Origin of the sequence: Spirillospora sp. NPDC029432, from assembly GCF_040703975.1 — a bacterium.
Lineage (GTDB): Bacteria > Actinomycetota > Actinomycetes > Streptosporangiales > Streptosporangiaceae > Spirillospora.
In genome coordinates this window covers 1-15,482 of the sequence record NZ_JBEZWH010000113.1, presented here as the reverse complement: position 1 = coordinate 15,482, position 15,482 = coordinate 1, and the positions used below count along the sequence as shown (strand labels likewise).

At 74.0% G+C, this 15,482-nt stretch carries 12 protein-coding genes and 2 pseudogenes; 7 read left to right on the top strand and 7 right to left on the bottom strand.

The window, feature by feature from the left end; genetic code table 11:
* Positions 1-88: 88 nt before the first annotated feature.
* Together AB0881_RS40290 and AB0881_RS40285 are read right to left on the bottom strand one after the other, a co-directional pair.
* Positions 89-973 (bottom strand): lysophospholipid acyltransferase family protein, encoded by an 885-nt coding sequence (locus AB0881_RS40290; RefSeq protein ID WP_366626013.1) that lies wholly within the window; start codon positions 971-973, stop codon positions 89-91.
* Between the two features lie 25 nt (positions 974-998).
* On the bottom strand, positions 999-1,742 hold the full coding sequence (locus tag AB0881_RS40285) for an SDR family oxidoreductase (protein ID WP_366626011.1): 744 nt from the start codon (positions 1,740-1,742) through the stop codon (positions 999-1,001).
* Positions 1,743-1,845: 103 nt separating this feature from the next.
* Here AB0881_RS40285 and AB0881_RS40280 point away from each other — a divergent pair, with 103 nt between their 5' ends.
* Positions 1,846-2,649 carry a helix-turn-helix domain-containing protein gene (locus AB0881_RS40280; protein WP_366626009.1) on the top strand — a complete coding sequence of 268 codons (804 nt, stop codon included), beginning with the start codon at positions 1,846-1,848 and terminating at the stop codon, positions 2,647-2,649.
* On the opposite strand, the gene AB0881_RS40275 is transcribed toward AB0881_RS40280, so the two are convergent.
* The 4 genes from AB0881_RS40275 to AB0881_RS40260 form a co-directional block, all read right to left on the bottom strand.
* Positions 2,650-3,768 (bottom strand): glutamate--cysteine ligase, encoded by a 1,119-nt coding sequence (locus tag AB0881_RS40275; protein WP_366626007.1) that lies wholly within the window; start codon positions 3,766-3,768, stop codon positions 2,650-2,652.
* A 28-nt stretch (positions 3,769-3,796) separates the two neighbouring features.
* Positions 3,797-4,711 (bottom strand): aminoglycoside phosphotransferase family protein, encoded by a 915-nt coding sequence (locus AB0881_RS40270; protein ID WP_366626005.1) that lies wholly within the window; start codon positions 4,709-4,711, stop codon positions 3,797-3,799.
* Positions 4,712-4,732: 21 nt separating this feature from the next.
* Positions 4,733-5,329, bottom strand: coding sequence for a Uma2 family endonuclease (locus tag AB0881_RS40265; protein WP_366626003.1), 597 nt, complete (start codon positions 5,327-5,329; stop codon positions 4,733-4,735).
* A 108-nt stretch (positions 5,330-5,437) separates the two neighbouring features.
* Entirely contained in the window at positions 5,438-7,039 is a 1,602-nt protein-coding gene (locus tag AB0881_RS40260) for a PucR family transcriptional regulator ligand-binding domain-containing protein (protein ID WP_366626001.1), read from the bottom strand.
* Between the two features lie 99 nt (positions 7,040-7,138).
* On the opposite strand from AB0881_RS40260, the gene AB0881_RS40255 reads away from it, so the two are divergent.
* Both AB0881_RS40255 and AB0881_RS40250 read left to right on the top strand, forming a co-directional pair.
* A complete protein-coding gene (locus AB0881_RS40255; RefSeq protein ID WP_366625999.1) occupies positions 7,139-8,410 on the top strand; it encodes an aspartate aminotransferase family protein in 1,272 nt (423 codons plus the stop codon).
* Positions 8,407-9,897 carry a CoA-acylating methylmalonate-semialdehyde dehydrogenase gene (locus AB0881_RS40250; RefSeq protein ID WP_366625997.1) on the top strand — a complete coding sequence of 497 codons (1,491 nt, stop codon included), beginning with the start codon at positions 8,407-8,409 and terminating at the stop codon, positions 9,895-9,897. The genes AB0881_RS40255 and AB0881_RS40250 overlap by 4 nt, the downstream gene beginning before the upstream one ends.
* On the opposite strand, the gene AB0881_RS40245 is transcribed toward AB0881_RS40250, so the two are convergent.
* Positions 9,833-11,278, bottom strand: a complete 1,446-nt coding sequence (locus tag AB0881_RS40245) for a phospholipid carrier-dependent glycosyltransferase (RefSeq protein ID WP_366625995.1) — start codon at positions 11,276-11,278, stop codon at positions 9,833-9,835. The genes AB0881_RS40250 and AB0881_RS40245 overlap by 65 nt on opposite strands.
* A 441-nt stretch (positions 11,279-11,719) precedes the next feature.
* On the opposite strand from AB0881_RS40245, the gene AB0881_RS40240 reads away from it, so the two are divergent.
* From AB0881_RS40240 to AB0881_RS40225, 4 genes and pseudogenes are all read left to right on the top strand, one after another.
* A complete protein-coding gene (locus AB0881_RS40240) occupies positions 11,720-12,091 on the top strand; it encodes a hypothetical protein (RefSeq protein WP_366625993.1) in 372 nt (123 codons plus the stop codon).
* Positions 12,092-12,448: 357 nt separating this feature from the next.
* Entirely contained in the window at positions 12,449-13,729 is a 1,281-nt protein-coding gene (locus AB0881_RS40235) for an ABC transporter substrate-binding protein (RefSeq protein WP_366625992.1), read from the top strand.
* A gap of 521 nt (positions 13,730-14,250) precedes the next feature.
* Positions 14,251-15,309 (top strand): annotated as a pseudogene (locus AB0881_RS40230) (HAMP domain-containing sensor histidine kinase); the annotation flags it as partial.
* A 79-nt stretch (positions 15,310-15,388) separates the two neighbouring features.
* A pseudogene (locus AB0881_RS40225) lies at positions 15,389-15,482 on the top strand (sigma factor-like helix-turn-helix DNA-binding protein); the annotation flags it as partial.

The following is a 15,482-nucleotide window of genomic DNA, read 5'->3' as shown; positions in this document are numbered from 1 at the left end:
GGTGGCCGAAGTGAACGCCGCTCTCGAGCAGTTGCCGCATGGTGACGACGGGACCGGCCGGCGCCCGCCTGCCCGGCCGCGCCGGCGGTCAGCGCGAGATGACGCGCGGGACGACCCGGGGGAGCAGCCGGCTGCCCCGCGCCATGCCGCGCCCGATGCGTCCCAGGGGCGTGCGCGACGGATCCTCCGCCTGCTCCGCGCGCAGGTCGTCGATGATGCCCGCCACGGCCTCGCGCACCAGGTCGCGCACCTCCCGGACGGCCCCCTCGTCGTCCGCCCGGCCCGCCCACGGCGCCGTGTCGATCGGCGCGCCGAAGCGGTAGTAGAGGCGTTCGGGACGCGGGAACGGCGTGAGCCCGATACCGCGCGACAGGGGCGGGACGACGTCGTCCCGGTGGCCGCGCTCGCCCAGCACCGTACGGCCGAGGGCGCGCGCGGGCGCCAGCAGCGGGCTGCCCGGGTTCACGACGGTCGTGAACATCTCCTCCACGCCGACCGTGCCGAACGGGACGATCGGGCACCCCGCCTCGATCGCCATGCGGGCGAAGCCGAGCCGGTGCTCCCACTGGAGCCGGTAGCCCTCGCCGCGGTCGCGGGTGGCCTCGCGGGCGCCGCCGGGGAACACCACCACGATCTGCCCCGTGTCCAGCAGCGCGCGGCAGTTGTCGCGGGTGCCGTCGACCGAGCCGCCGAGGTCCATGATCCGGCGCCAGACGGGGACCTGCCAGTGCAGGTGGTCGGCCAGCGAGCGGACCCACACCCCGCGCCGCCGGTGGATCTCGAAGAAGATCAGCGGCGCGTCGATCACGCCGTACACCGTGTGGTTGCCGGCCAGCAGCGCCGGGCCGTGCCGGGGCACGTGCCGCAGCCCGTGGAAGACGGGCGAGGTCCACGCGCGCCAGGGCGCCAGCGCCAGGTTCGCCGCGCGGATCAGATGCTCGGACGGGGGAGTCCAGTCGGCAGGGGAGGCCATGGCGCGCCATCGTAACCGCGCGCTTTCACAGCAGCGCGGCGTACTCCCCGCCGTCGACCTGGAGCGCCGCCCCGGTCACGAACCCCGCCTGCGCCGAGCACAGGAACGCCACGCACGCCCCGAAGTCGGCCGGATCGCCGACCCGGCCCGCGGGGATGCCCGCCGCCACCTCGTCCAGGTCGTCCGCCAGCGACCGCAGCCGGTCGGTCGCGTGCGAGCCGGGGAGCAGCGAGTTCACCGTCACGCCGTCGGCGGCGACCTCCCGCGCCAGCGTCTTCAGGAAGCCCGTCGCGCCCGCCCGCGCCGTGTTGGACAGGATCAGCGACGCCGCGGGCTGCCGCACCGTGATCGAGGTGATCGCCACGATCCGGCCCCAGCGCCGCTCCCGCATCTCCGGCACGGCCGCCTTGCACATCGCCACCACGGACATCAGGTTGAGGTCGAGCGCCGGCCCGTACGCCTCGACCGGCGTCGACGCGAAGTCGCCCGCCGGCGGCCCGCCCGCGTTGGTGACCAGGACGTCCACACCGCCGAGCGCGTCCCGCGCCTCCTCGACGAACCCGGCCGCGCCCTCCGGCGACCCCACGTCCGCGACGATCGGGTGCACGTCCCCACCGAGCCGCGCGGCCGCCGCGTCCAGCCGCCCGCGGTCGCGCCCGCACACGGCCACCCGCGCGCCCTCGTCCAGCAGCGCCTTCGCCGCCGCGTACCCGAGCCCGCCGCTCGCCGCCGCCACCGCCGCCCGGCGGCCCTCCAGTCCGAGATCCACTCTCCGCAGGCTAGTACCTCGCGGTACGAGTCGACCGCGCCCGGACCGCTCCGGCGCCTCGTCGCCGAGGCATCGGGTTCCCGCCGATCCGGCGGCGAGTAGCATGACGCCGGTGCGCGACGTCCTCGAACACCTCCAGCGGCTGGGCATGTCGGGGTACGAGGCCAAGGCCTACGTCGCCCTGGTCGCCGCCAGCCGGCCGATCAACGGCTACGAGGTCGCCAAGCGCTCCGGGGTGCCGCGCAGCACCGTGTACGAGACGCTCGGCAAGCTGGTCGCGCGCGGCGCCGCGCACGAGCGGCGCGCCGGGCCCGGCGCCACCGAGTACCTGCCGCTCCCGCCCGAGGCCCTGATCGAGCGGCTGCGGCGCGAGTTCGACGGCTCGCTCACCGCGCTGGAGGACGCGCTGCCCGCCCTCGCCGCCGAACCCGAGGCACCCCCGCTGCACAACCTCACCGACGCCGAGGCCATGCTCGCCCGCGCCGCCGACGTGATCGCGGGCGCGTCCCGCGACCTGTTCCTGTCCGCCTGGCCGCAGGAGCTGGACCGGCTCGCACCGCGGGTCGAGGACGCCGCCGGCCGCGGCGCCGCCGTGTCGGTCATCGCGTTCGGCCCGGCCGACCTGCCCGGCGACGTCCGCGAGCACCGGCACGCGAAGGCCGTCCTGGACGACCTGGGCTACCGGCTGCTCGTGGTCGTCGGCGACCGCCGCGAGGCCGTCGTGGGCGGCTTCGGCGGCGCCGCCGCGTGGGGCATCTACACCGCCGACCCCGCCGTCGCGCTGATGGCCGCCGAGTACGTCCGCCAGGACATCGCCCTCCAGACCCTCGCCGACCACATCGGCCCCGCCGAACTCGACCGCCTCCTCGCCGCCGACCCCGGCCTGCGCCGCCTCCTGCGCCGCTGATCAGGAGGCGCTCGTCCGGCGCACGGCGTCCGTCACGACCTCGCTCATCTCGCCCGTATCCGCGTACACGGCGCGCTGCCGGCGGGCGCCGGAGCCGTCCTCCAGCAGGCGGCCGATCCCCAGCTCCACCGTCTCCAGATCGCCGTGGTCCTCCAGCGCCCCGGCCGCGTGCGCGAGCAGCGCGTCCATGACCTCGCGCGCCGGGACGGCCCGGTGCGCCAGCGGATGCACCAGCTCGCCGTCCAGCCCGGAACGGCTCGCGCGCCACATCGCCAGCCGCAGCAGGTCCGTCCGCACCGGATCGGGCGCCGTGCCCGCCCGCCACTCCCGCGCCGCCGTCTCCACCAGGCCCCGGACCAGCGCCGCGACGAGGGCGGCGTCCGGCGCGTTCAGGCACACGTCGGAGACCCGCACCTCCACCGTCGGGTAGTGCCGCGACAGCCGCGCGTCGAAATAGATCATGCCCTCGTCCAGCAGCGCCCCGGTCGCCAGCAGCCCGCCCACCGCCGCGCGGTACGCCGCCGCCGACCCGAACGGCTCCGTCGGGCCGCTGGACGGCCACCGCCCCCACACCTGCTGCCGCCAGCTCGCGTACCCCGAGTCCTTGCCCTGCCAGAACGGCGAGTTCGCCGTCAGCGCCAGCAGCGGCGGCAGCCAGGGCCGGATCCGGTCCAGGACGCCGACGCCCTCCTCGGGCGACTCCACGGCCACGTGCACATGGCAGCCGCAGGTGAGCTGCTCGTCGGCGGTCAGCCCGTACTCGTCGGCCATCTTCCGGTACCGGCGCGACGGAGTCAGCGTCGGCCGCACCTCCATCGGGTACGTCGCCAGCGCCGCCACCGCCGCGTCCACCCCGGCCGCCGCCACCGCCGCCGCCTGCCGCACGTCCCTGATCTGCCCGCACAGCTCGTCCAGCGACGAGCACGGCAGCGTGCACGTCTCCAGCTGCTGCCGCTGGAACTCGGTCTCCAGCAGGCCCGCGTTCCCCGCCCCGGCCAGCGGCACCCCGCCGTGCTCCCGCGCGAACCGGATCACCGCGTCCGCCACGGCGCGCGGCCCCCCGCCGCCCGGGTCCACGAGCAGCAACTCTTCCTCGACTCCGAACGTCCGTGGCTCCACCGTCCGGTTCTTCCCGAACGAAGCGGACTTACGACCAGTACGGCAGCAGCGCCTCGCCGATCGCCAGCTGGACCGGGCTCATCTCGGGCTCCCCGTCCTCGGCGTCCCACAGCGTGTTCTGCAGGACCCTCCCCAACGTCCACCCCGCCGCCCGCGCCCGCTCCAGCCCCAGCGCGTCCACCATCAGATCGAACCGCCACCGCACGGCCCGCGCGACATCGCCCCTGGCGACGATCTCGTCCCAGCGGTTGTCGAGCGCCGGCATCAGGTCGAACCCCGGGTCCCCGGCCAGCGGATTCGGATCGATCGCCAGCCAGGGCTCCCGCGTGCCGGCGAGCACGTTCTCGTAGTGCAGGTCCCAGTGCAGCAGCCGGTCCCCGCCCTCATCGGCCAGCTCCGCGACCGCGCCCGCGCACGCCTCCAGGATCGGCCGCCGTTCCGGATACGCCGCCACGGCCTCCGGCACCTGCCGGACCATCGCGTGCGCGATGCCGGTGAGCCGCCGCATCCCGTCCGGCGCGGGCCGCGCCACCAGCCGCCCGAGCAGCTCGGCCAGCAGCTTCAGCGCCTGCGCGTCGTCCTCGACCGCCATCAGCGACCGCTCCGCGTCCAGCCGCTCCAGCAGCAGCGCCCCCGCCCCGGGATCCTCGTCGAGCAGCCGGACGGCGCCCTGCCCGTCCCAGACCCGCAGCGCCCCGCCCTCGCCCTCGGACTCCTCGTTCACCATCCGGACCTTGAGCACGGCCGGCGTCCCGTCCTCCCGCACGACCGGCACCACGAGCCCCGCCATCCCGTGCCGCGGCTCCCCGTCCGGCACCAGCCCCCACCGCTCCAGGCACCCGTCCACCAGCCCCGGCAGCGCCGCGATCCAGGCCCGCCCCGCATCCCCGTTGAACCGCCCCTGATACTCCGCCAGCCGCTCAGGAACCTCGATCATCCCCATGCCCGCGAGCCTAGGCGGCGATCAGAGACGCTCGATCTCCGTCAGATCGATGTCGACCCCGAACGGCACCCCGAGCGTGAGGCGGCCCCGCTGGGAGCCGGTGAGCGAGTACCGCCCGCTGATCGGGTCGCGCTCGTGGACGGACACCTGGACGACGCCGTTCACCGGCTCCACGCGCCAGAAGAACGGGATACCGGCCTGGGCGTAGAGCTGCGGCTTCCGCTCGCGGTCCCGAATCTCGGACGCCGGCATGACGACCTCGATCACCAGGACGACGTCCCTGGCCCGGAAGCCGTTCTGTTCGAGCCCTCGGACCGCCTCGGCGTGCACGACCATCACGTCGGGTTCGGGCCGCTGCCGCTCGGCCAGCGTCACGGTCATGTCCCGTCGTACGGCCAGGTGTTCCGGCACGGTGCGGCGGAGGCCGGAGGCGAGGACGTCCTTGGCCAGGCTGTGGAACCCGTTCTGGCGGCTCGCGAGGACGATGCCGCCGTCGATCAGCTCGGCGTGCGGGGGGAGGTACGGCATGTGATCGAGGTCTTCCGCCCTGAAGCCCTCCGGCGGCGGCCTGAGCCAGTCCGGGACGGTGTTCAGGTCGTGGGTCGCCTCGGCCGTCATGGCGCCTCCTGCGAGATCCGGGCAGCGCTTCCCGGCGGGTTCCGGCGCCGGCCTCTCACGTCGCGTGTTCGGAGCGTTGCCTGCTGAAGCTACTCGGTTTCTCGGAGGTCAGGGGCGTTCTTGGCGGAGGGAGTCGAGGGATAGGAGGGCGACGTGGAGGGAGAGGCAGGAGTCGACGTCGTCGAGGCTCGTGCCGAGGACGCGTTCTATGCGGCGGAGGCGTTCGTAGAAGGCGGGGCGGGAGAGGTGGGCCTGCTGGGCGGCGACGGCCTTGTTGCGGCCGGTGTCGAGGTAGCGGCGGAGGACGCCGGTCAGGTCGGCGCCGCGGTCGGCGTCGTACTGGAGGAGGGGGCCCAGCTCGCGCTCGACGAAGGTCTGGATGCGGGCGTCGTCGCGGAGGAGGTGCAGGAGGCCGCGCAGGCGGAGGTCGGGGAGGCGGTAGAAGGGGCGGTCGCCGGAGGAGCGGCAGGCGACGTCGGCGACCTGCTCGGCCTCCAGGAACGAGCGGCGCACGTCGCGGACCGAGTCGACGATGGAGCCGGCGGCCATCACGGCGGGGGACTGGGCGCGGACGCGGGTGGCGACGGCGGACAGGGCGGTCTCGGCGTCGGCGCGGGCGGGCAGCGAGGCCAGGACGCCGACGCGGGAGCCGGGGCCGCCCTCGTCCAGGACGCCGACCAGGGCCGCGAGGCGGGCCTCCTTGCAGGCGGCGGCGGTGGTCTCGGCGAGCTCGGAGATCTCGGCGGGCTGGGCCGGGGTGCGGGGGCGGACGACGACGCCGAGGAGGCGGCGGCCGGACAGCGGGACGCCGAGGGCGCGGGCGCGGGCCGCGGCCTCCTGCGGGTCGGAGTAGGCGTGCTCCAGGATGCGGGCGATGATCGTGCCGTGCGCCTGGCGCTCGACGCTCTCGGCGTGCCGGTCCAGGAGGCGGCCGAGGGCGAGGGTGGTGGCGGCGCGCTCGATCAGCACGGTCTCGCGCGGGGTGGGCGGGGCGTCCAGCGTGATGATGAGGCGGCCCCAGTCCTCGCCGCGGGCGCCGACCGTGGTGACCAGCCAGCCGGACGCCTCGTCGTAGCCGGTGCGGCGGCCGGGCCGGACCGCGCGGGAGCGGGTCTCCCAGGCGGAGAGGAGCTCGGCCGGGTCGCGGCCGTCGGCGTCGGCGGCCAGCACCTGGTGGGAGAGGTTCTCCAGGACGACCGGGCGGCCGCCGAGCGCGGCGACCTGCCGGACGACCTCGTCGGTGGAGGCGCCCTCGACCGACAGCCGGGTGAAGATCTCGTGCAGCCGTTCGGAGGCGCGCAGCTCGGCGAACTGGTCCTGGACGATCCGCGCGTGGACGGACTCGGTGATGTCCACGAACGCGGGCTCGTGCGCCAGCATGACCACCGGCAGCCCGTGCTCCTCGGCGGCGGCGAGCAGGGCGGGCGGCAGGGCGGACGCGTACCGCCGGCCCAGCTCGATCATCAGGCCGCTGACGCCGACCTCGGCCAGCTCGGCGATGTAGGCGCGCAGCCGGGCGGGCTCGTCGGGCAGCGCGATGCCGGTGGTGAGGACCAGCTCGCCGCCGTGCAGCAGGTGGGCGATGTCGGTGACCTCGGCGACGTGCACCCAGCGGACGCGGTTGCCCAGCCGGTCGGCGCCGGCGACCACGTGCGGCTGGCCCCGGCGCACCGCGTCGAGGCCGAGGACGTCGGCCAGGGTCGGAAGCATCGTTTACACAGTGTAAATCCTGCACAGCGTCAAACCCCGGAACGCGATGCTGACAGTGTGGAGGTGGCCCGGGGCGGGGGCCGGGACGAGACTGGGGGCATGTCAGCCAGCCTGCTGCAGCGCCACCGGGCGGTCATGCCGTCGTGGCTCGCGCTCAACTACGCCGAACCGATCGAGATCGTCTCCGGCAAGGGGAGCCGGGTCACCGACGCCCAGGGCAAGGGGTACCTCGACTTCTTCACCGGCATCCTCACCAACATGATCGGGTACGACGTCCCGGAGGTCCGGGAGGCGGTGGAGCGGCAGCTGGCCACCGGCGTCGTGCACACCTCGACGTCCTACCTGATCGGCGGCCAGGTCGAGCTGGCCGAGAAGATCGCGCGGCTGTCCGGGATCCCGGACGCCAAGGTCTTCTTCACCAACTCGGGCACCGAGGCCAACGAGACCGCGCTGCTGCTGGCCGCGTACGCGCGGCGCACCGACCAGGTCCTCGCGATGCGGCAGAGCTACCACGGCCGGTCGTTCGGCGCGATCGGCGTCACGGGCAACCGGGCCTGGACGAACGTGTCGTACTCGCCCGTCCACGCCCACTTCCTGCACGGCACCGACCGCCACCTGCCGCAGTTCGCCGGCATGTCCGACGAGGCGTACACCGAGGCGTGCGTGCAGGACCTGCGGCACGTGCTGGCCACCGCGGCGGGCGGCGACGTCGCCGCGCTGATCGCCGAGCCGATCCAGGGCGTGGGCGGGTTCACGATGCCGCCGGACGGGCTGTACGCCGCGTACAAGGAGGTGCTGGACGAGTACGGCATCCTGCTGGTGTCCGACGAGGTGCAGACCGCGTGGGGCCGTACCGGGCAGGGCTTCTTCGGCATCGAGAACCACGGCGTGACCCCGGACGCGATGACGTTCGCCAAGGGGCTCGGGAACGGGTTCGCCGTCGGCGGCGTGGTCGCGCGCGCCGAGCTGATGGACGCGCTGCCCGCGGTCGGGCTGTCGACGTTCGGCGGCAACCCGGTCTCGATGGCGGCGGCCAACGCCACGCTGGACTACGTGCTGGAGCACGACCTCCAGGCCAACGCCGCCCGGCAGGGCGATGTGATCATCGGCGGGCTGCGCGCCGCCGCCGAGGGCCTGCCGGCCGTCCGCGACGTGCGCGGCAAGGGCCTGATGTTCGCCGTCGAGCTGGCCGACGCCCGCTCCGCCGGCGCCCTGATGGAGGCGTGCCGGGAGCGCGGCCTGCTGGTCGGCAAGGGCGGCCTGTACGGGAACGTCGTCCGGATGGCCCCGCCGCTGAACCTGACCGATGCCGAGGCCGCCGAAGGTCTCGCCATCCTTACCGCCTCCCTCGAAGCTCTGGACGCCTCATGACCAAGCACGTCACTCACTGGATCGGTTCCAAGCCCGTCAGCGGTTCATCCGGGCGGCAGGGCGACCTCTACGAGCCGTCCACCGGCGCCCTGGCGGGCAAGGTCGACTTCGCCGGGCCAGCCGAGGTGGACGCGGCGGTCGCCGCGGCGAAGGCGGCGTTCCCCGGCTGGCGGGACGCGTCGCTGGCGCGGCGCGCGAAAATCCTGTTCCGCTTCCGGGAACTGGTGGAGGGGCACCGCGACGAGCTGGCCCGGATCATCTCCGCCGAGCACGGCAAGGTCGTGTCGGACGCGGCCGGCGAGGTGGCCCGCGGCCTGGAGGTCGTCGAGTTCGCCTGCGGCATCCCGCACCTGCTCAAGGGCGGGTTCTCGGAGAACGTGTCGTCGCGGGTGGACGCCTACTCGATCCTGCAGCCGCTCGGCGTGGTCGCCGGGATCACCCCGTTCAACTTCCCGGCGATGGTGCCGATGTGGATGTTCCCGGTGGCCATCGCCTGCGGGAACACGTTCGTGCTCAAGCCGTCGGAGAAGGACCCGTCGGCGTCGGTGCGGCTCGCCGAGCTGTGGGCCGACGCGGGGCTGCCCGACGGCGTGTTCAACGTCCTGCACGGCGACAAGGCCGCGGTGGACGGACTGCTGCACCACGACGACGTCAAGGCGGTCAGCTTCGTCGGCTCCACCCCGATCGCCCGCTACATCTACGAGACCGCCGCCCGGAACGGCAAGCGGGTGCAGGCGCTCGGCGGCGCCAAGAACCACATGGTGGTGCTGCCCGACGCCGACCTCGACCTGGCCGCGGACGCGGCGGTCTCGGCCGGGTTCGGCTCGGCCGGCGAGCGCTGCATGGCGATCTCCGTGGTCGTCGCCGTGGACCCGGCCGGCGACGAGCTGGTCGCGAAGGTGAAGGAGCGCGTCGCCCGGCTGAAGGTCGGCCCCGGCGACGACCCCGAGTCCGAGATGGGCCCGCTCGTCACCCGCGCGCACCGCGACAAGGTCGCCTCGTACCTCGACTCCGGCGTCGCCCAGGGCGCCGTGCTGGCCGTGGACGGGCGCGAGGGACTGCCGCCCGGCGACGGCTTCTGGCTGGGCCCGACCGTGCTCGACCACGTGACGCCCGAGATGGACGCCTACCGCGACGAGATCTTCGGCCCCGTCCTGTCGGTGGTGCGCGCCGGGTCGTACGAGGAGGCCATGGACCTGCTGGACGCCAACCCGTACGGCAACGGCACCGCCATCTTCACCAACGACGGCGGCGCGGCCCGCCGCTTCCAGAACGAGGTGGAGGTCGGCATGGTCGGCATCAACGTGCCGATCCCGGTGCCGATGGCGTACTACTCGTTCGGCGGCTGGAAGGCGTCGCTGTTCGGCGACAGCCATGCGCACGGCATGGAGGGCGTGCACTTCTACACGCGCACCAAGGCCGTCACGGCACGGTGGCTCGATCCGAGTCACGGGGGAGTGCAGCTGGGGTTCCCGACGAACGGCTGACGCCCGGCCGCCGGGGCCGCCCGGCGCGCGTGACGGCGAGCCCGGCGGCCAGGCAGGCGAACGGCATCGCGGGCACCACGTACCGGTAGTCGAAGTCCGCGCTCGCGATCGGGAACACCAGCAGCGTCGCCGCGCCGCCCCAGGCCAGCAGCGCGGCGCGGCGGTCGCGGGCGGTCGCGATCCCGGCGGCGCCGAGGGCGAACAGCAGCCCCAGCGCCGGCCCCGGCAGGTACACGGCCTCCTGGTACGCGACCATGCGGTCCGCGTGCGGTCGCACGACCCGGTTGGGGTGGACGGAGCGCTCGTAGCGGATCGCGTCCATCATCGCCGTACCGCCCCCGCCGCCCCAGCCCCGCCCTCCGGGGAAGATCTGCGGCTGGTTCTGGAAGTGGTAGAGCGACTCGGTCGCGGCCGTCGGATGCGGGAACCGGTGCGGGCTGAACGCCTTGCCCAGGCCGTCCCCGACCGTCCGCAGGTAGTCGCCGGGCTGGGCGAGGATCGCGCGTACGGCGAAGTCCCGCAGCGTCGCGTTGTGCTCGGGGTCGGTGACGTTCTCGTACAGGATCCGGGGCGGCGCCTCCGACCGCCAGATGAGGTGCCCGGGCGCGTGGCCCGCCGCCCTGAGCTCCGGGTCGAGGCAGAGCGCCTCCTGGTGGGACGGCGGCTTCATCCGCGCGCAGTCGGCGAACGGGGCGGTGCGCCCCCACAGGTAGAGGCCGTCGCTGGTGGTGAGCGAGTAGGAGCCGAGGACCGAGTGGAACCAGACCGCGTACGCGACGAGCGGCGCGGCCGCCGCCGCTCCGAACACCAGGGCGGGCCGCCATCCGCCGCGGCGGAGCAGCAGGAACAGCAGCGCGAGCGGGACCAGCGGCGCTCCGGCCGACCGCACCAGTACGGCGTACCCCAGCAGTAGCCCGGCGGCGAGCGCCATCCACCAGGCGGGGCCGCGCGGCTCCGTTCCGCCGTTACGGGACGGCAGCGTCCGCCATAGGAGGAGCGCCAGTGCCGCTGCGATGAGGAACGTGAACAGCGCCTCCGCCATGAGCAGGTGCTCAAGCTGGATCTGGTACGCGTCGTACAGGATCGGCAGCGTGCACAGCGTCGCGCCCCATCCGGGCAGGCGGGCGCGCCGGAGCAGGGCGTACACCAGGATCGCGACCACCAGCCCCATGAGGTGCTGGAGGACGGCCACCAGGGCGAGGCTGTGCGCAGGTTCGAGCAGCCGCAGCAGGAACGAGTAGCCGATCGTCTTGCTGGGCGAGGGCTCGGGGCGCAGCGCGCGGCCGAGGTAGAAGTAGGAGTCGCCGGTGAACCACAGGACGCCGGGGTGGCCGAGCGTGGCCACGCAGCGGACGGCGGCCCCGCCGAGGAGCGCCACCACGAACGGCAGATGGGACGCACCCGGACGAAACGCCCATATTCCACTAAATATGGTTGAAAGGCGCCGCGCGGCAGGCGGTCGCGGGGAATCGTTCTCGGTCACAAGGGGCACCACCGTAAACGCCGCCGGTGACCGGAAGGTGAACGCCGCGTGGCCCGGCCGCGACCGAGCGTGCCGAATGTGACGGCCGGTGCGCCGGGGACTCCGGGGCTCACGGCGCCCGGTCCTATGCGCAGGTCGCCCGCCGAAATTTTCTTCCGCCCGCAGATTTCCGTCGTCAATTTCCGTCGCGACGGGTCCGACAAATAATAGCTACAAGTGTTGACTGCCTCTGTGGTGTTCGCCACAATCTGATTGTCTCTTTTAAATGGAGACGCAAATAAAAAAGGCCGCGGCCCGGGATCGGGCCGGGGCGAACGGGGTCCGCAGGAGAGCCGCGCCATGACCGCAGACGACCACCACACGGCCGAGGCGCAGGCGCTCGGCCGGCGCTTCCCGGGGTGGACCGTCTGGTTCGGGCCCTTCACCCGGCGCTGGTGGGCGCTGCCGCCGCGGGAGCGCGACGGCGGGTTCGTCGAGGCCGAGACCCCCCAGACGCTGATCGCACGGATCGAGGTGGTCCAGCACGCCGAAGACCCCACCCAGCCCGGCGAACCCGCCCGGCCGGCGACCGGCGACGGTCTCCGCCCGGCGGGACGGGACCCCCGGCAGGACGCGTGGCGGCCCTCGAATCTCCTCCGTCTCGAGGGCATCACACCGTCATCGTTCCGCCGGGTGCCGGCGATCGCGTGGCCAGGCAGCACTGCAAGGTGATCCGCTGTTCCCCAACCTCGCCACGCCCGCCGGTGCCGCCGCGGCCCCGGGACGGACAGTAGCCCGCGCCATATCCCTCTCCAGCAACCTCCGTGTATGGCGCGGACGCCAGCACCCGCTGTCCCCCCGGGCCGCGGCGGTCCTTTTTCGCAGGGCGGAAGGGGCGCGGCCCGAAACGGCCGGAAAATGCATTCAGGAATGGCTGAAAACAGCACTGTGACAGTTGTGGCGAAACCCGCGACGGTGTGAGATCCGCCGGATGCGGGCCGTGTCACGGCGGCGGAGACGCTACGCTGCGCCGACGGGCGTCCGCGACGGGGACGGCCGGGTGACGAGGCGAGCGGGAGCGACATCGACATGAGGCTGAGGGCCAAGGTGCCGGTGGCGGTGCTGGCCGCGGGAGCGGCGGTCCTGGCGCTGGGCGGCGCGTGCAGCGGCGGCGAGGACGCCGGTGAGGCGGAGCGGCCGGCCGGCGCGGTCCGGGTGGCGAGCACGCTCGGCCCGGGCGAGGGCTCGCTGAGCCTGGTGACGCTGGCCGACGACCTGGAGAACGGCGGCAAGGACCCCCGCGTCGACTGGGTCACGCCGTTCGAGGAGCGCACCGGCTGCAAGGTCAGCTGGAAGGTCGCCGACGGCGTCCAGGAGATGACCGACCTCATGCAGAACCCGGGCCGCACCTACGACGGCGTCGCCGCCCCGCCCGAGGTCGCCGGCCGGCTGATCGACAACGGCCACATCACGCCGGTCAACCCCAACCTCGTGGACGGCTACAAGAAGCTGGAGCCGCGGCTGCGCGACCTCCTCAAGGAGGACGGCAAGGTCTACGGCGTCCCGTACGTGTGGGGCTCCAACCTCCTCATGTACGACACCCGCGCGACGGCGGCCCCCCAGAACTGGGCCTCGCTCTTCGACCCCGCCCAGGCGAAGCGGTTCTCCGGCCGGATCATCATGCGGGACAGCCCGCTGGTGATCGCCGAGGCCGCGCTCTACCTGAAGGGCGAGCGCCGCAAGCTGAAGATCGGCGACCCGTACTCGCTGACCCGCAAGCAGCTGGACGCGGCCGCGAAGGTGGTCGCCGAGCAGCGCCCGCACGTCGAGTCGTACTGGGAGAAGCCCGCCGAGGCGGTCAGCGCGTTCGCCGGCGGGCAGGCCGCGCTGGGCCAGGTGTGGCCGTACCAGGTGGACGTCCTCACCCGCGCCGGCAAGCCCGTCCAGGGCGTGGTCCCGTCCGGCGGGGTCACCGGCTGGATGAAGGCCTGGATGATCGGCGCCCGCGCCGAGCACCCGAACTGCATGTACCAGTGGCTCCAGTGGACCTCGTCCCCGGACGTCCAGCAGCAGGTGGCCGAGTGGTCGGGCGTCGCGCCGGCCAACCCGCAGGCCTGCTCCGGCGACCGCCTCGGCGCCGGCTTCTGCAACGCCTACCGGGTCGGCGACCGCGCCTACCTGGACAAGGTGATCTTCGCGCACACGCCGACCAGGCAGTGCGGCCGCGACCGCGACGGCAAGCGCGACTGCACGGACTACGCCGAGTGGACCAGAGCCTGGAACGAGGCCACCCGGCCGGAGACGAAGCCGGCGGGCACGCCGGCGACCGGCGGCCCGGCGACGACCCCGGCGACCAGGCCGGCGAACTGAGCCGCGGCGAGTTTAGATAGGCGCGCCCGGCCGCCCCCAGCCGGGCGCGCCTTGACGGGTGGTCCCGGGCCTCCCCCCGATGGCCCGGGTCACCCTTCCTCCTGGAGAGATCTCCCAGTCGCCGGTCTCCTCGGGCACCGGCGCCGCCGGAGCCCGCCGCGTCGGCGGGCGTCCGGCTCGGGTGGTCGGCCCCGGCGGGCGGGCGGGCCCGCGGGGAGCCGGCAGGGCGGGTGCGCAATCGTCGCACGCGAACACCCCTTGGCCGTCGGGCAGCAGCCCCACGCGCAGTCGCGGCCGCGGCCACTTCTTGTGGCAGACGACGCAGGCGTCGCCCTGGCGCTGCGCGGCGCTCAGCACGCCGGGATCGAACCGCGGTTCGCCCGTCTGGCCCATTGCCCTTCTCCCCTGTACGGCGGGAGCCGACATCACAGGATCCTTTATAGGCGCTGAAAAGTGATCCTCCTGTTACTCCAAGTGAAAATGGCGGCAAAGGACCTGGTACGGGCATCCGCGGCCAGATCATGGTCCGGCGGGACGATCAACGACTGCCGTTCGCCCAGCCCCGCTTGGAGATCGCGGTGCGGGCGGGGCGGGACCCGGGTCCGGACTTTGCTCTCCGTTTGGCGCTATCGACATACAAAGGAGGCATGCGGGTACGAGATACCGCTCGCCTCCCGTGGGCGTCCGGCGTTCCGCTCCTGGGCGCGCCCGCGGCGGCGGGTGAACGCCTCCCCGGGGACGCCGTCCTCGCCGCCGTGCTGGCCGGGATCTGCCTGGTCCTGATCGTGCTGCTCGGCGCGGGGATCAGGGCGTACCGGAGCGCGGCGGCCCGCGCCCGGCACCGCCGCCGGGAGGTGCGGGCGCTGGCGGCGGAGGCGGCCGAGGCCGCGGCGGCCGGGCCGCTCGGCGGGGCGCGGGTGGCGGTGCCCGGCGACGACGACCTCGCCCTGCTGGCCCGCACGCTCAACGCGACCCAGGACCGGCTGGAGCGCGCGATCGACCAGCAGCGCCAGTTCGCCTCCGACGCCTCGCACGAGCTGCGCACGCCCGTCACCGGCCTGCGCACCAGGATCGAGGTGGCGCTGGCCGACCCGGACGGAACGGACCTGGTGGGGACGCTGCGGGACGCGCTGGGCGACGCCGAGCGGCTGCAGCGGATCGTGACCGACCTGCTGGCGCTGACCCGCATCGACGCGGGGACGGTGCCGGCCGTCACGCCGCTGGACCTGACCGGCCTCGTCCGGGCCGAGCTGTCGGGCCGCTCGGACCGGGTGCCGGTGCGCAGCCGGCTGGAGGAGGGCGTGTCGGTGCGGGTGAACCGGCTCCAGATGTGCCGCGTGCTGGTGAGCCTGCTCAGCAACGCCGAGCGGTACGCGTGCGAGGACATCGAGGTGTGCCTGGTCGCGGACGGCGGCGAGGCGGTGCTGGAGGTCCGCGACGACGGGCCCGGGATCGCCTCGGGCGACCGGGAGCGGGTCTTCGAGCGGTTCGCCCGGGTGGACTCGGCCCGCAGCCGGGCCGCCGGCGGCAGCGGGCTGGGCCTCGCGGTCGCCCGGGAGATCGTGACGGCGCACGGCGGGAGCCTGTACGTGGGGTCCAGCGAGCGCGGCGCCCGCCTCATCCTGCGGCTGCCCCTCTACCGGGACGGGGACGGCCCTGACCCGCGAGGGCTACTCGGTCGCCGACATCGCCGCCCAGCTCCACCTGGCGGAGGGCACCGTCCGCAACTACCTCTCCAACGCGATGCAGAAGA

Bases quoted from the DNA above. Each gene is read 5' to 3' on its own strand.
- AB0881_RS40290 (WP_366626013.1), bottom strand. From the start codon at position 973: ATGGCCTCCCCTGCCGACTGGACTCCCCCGTCCGAGCATCTGATCCGC.
- AB0881_RS40280 (WP_366626009.1), top strand. From the start codon at position 1,846: ATGACGCCGGTGCGCGACGTCCTCGAACACCTCCAGCGGCTGGGCATG.
- AB0881_RS40270 (WP_366626005.1), bottom strand. From the start codon at position 4,711: ATGGGGATGATCGAGGTTCCTGAGCGGCTGGCGGAGTATCAGGGGCGG.
- AB0881_RS40265 (WP_366626003.1), bottom strand. From the start codon at position 5,329: ATGACGGCCGAGGCGACCCACGACCTGAACACCGTCCCGGACTGGCTC.
- AB0881_RS40260 (WP_366626001.1), bottom strand. From the start codon at position 7,039: ATGCTTCCGACCCTGGCCGACGTCCTCGGCCTCGACGCGGTGCGCCGG.
- AB0881_RS40255 (WP_366625999.1), top strand. From the start codon at position 7,139: ATGTCAGCCAGCCTGCTGCAGCGCCACCGGGCGGTCATGCCGTCGTGG.
- AB0881_RS40250 (WP_366625997.1), top strand. From the start codon at position 8,407: ATGACCAAGCACGTCACTCACTGGATCGGTTCCAAGCCCGTCAGCGGT.
- AB0881_RS40240 (WP_366625993.1), top strand. From the start codon at position 11,720: ATGACCGCAGACGACCACCACACGGCCGAGGCGCAGGCGCTCGGCCGG.
- AB0881_RS40235 (WP_366625992.1), top strand. From the start codon at position 12,449: ATGAGGCTGAGGGCCAAGGTGCCGGTGGCGGTGCTGGCCGCGGGAGCG.